Origin of the sequence: Neorhizobium sp. BETTINA12A (assembly GCF_023006485.1) — a bacterium.
In the GTDB taxonomy this organism is placed as follows: Bacteria; Pseudomonadota; Alphaproteobacteria; order Rhizobiales; family Rhizobiaceae; genus Neorhizobium.
The window spans coordinates 1-623 of record NZ_JALBGW010000360.1 but is presented as its reverse complement, the minus strand read 5'-3'; the positions used below and the strand labels follow the sequence as shown (position 1 = coordinate 623).

Here is a 623-nt window from a genome sequence, read left to right as displayed (position 1 = left end):
CACCGTTCCGTCGCGGTCGGTCACCGTCCACGTGTTGGCGGTGGCATCGAAGATCACCCGCTTGAAGTTCTCGTTCTCGGTCACATGCGTGCCGCCGGCCGAGCAGGAGGCCGCCACCATGCCGGTGGCGCAGCGCACCAGTTCCTCGCCGTTCAGCAGATAGACGTCATTGCCATCGAAGAACGGATAACCGTAGCCCGGCGTCGCCCGCTCGATCACGTCGAAACCGTCAAGCCCCCAGGCATACCCGAGCCAGCCCTGGTAAAGCCCGCCCAGCCGCGTCTTGCGTGACGAACTGTAGTTCAGCGCAAGCTTCGGCTCCAGCCCGCGAAAGCCCGGAACGTCGATGCCGATCTTCTGGGTGAAGAAGCCATTGCCGGTAATCTCCGGCACAGACGGCTTCTCGGGCGCATTGGCGGTACGCCCCGTTGCCACCGACGCCGCCGCCATGGCCGACATCGCCTGAGGCTCGATCGCACCATCGGCATCCTTGGCCTTGGCATCCGCCGTGCCCGATTGCGCATCCTCACCCAGCTTATCGGCCGGCTTGCCCAGTGCCGTTCCAGGCACGATCGCACCCGCCTTGCCGGAGCCGTCCTCGACGCCTGCAGCCTTGCCGTCAC

The 623-nt window shown here is 65.8% G+C and carries 1 protein-coding gene; it reads right to left on the bottom strand.

The genetic code is table 11. From position 1 onward, the window contains the following. The coding region (locus MOV61_RS30160) for a hypothetical protein (RefSeq protein ID WP_247139207.1) at positions 1-623 on the bottom strand (623 nt) is incomplete at both ends.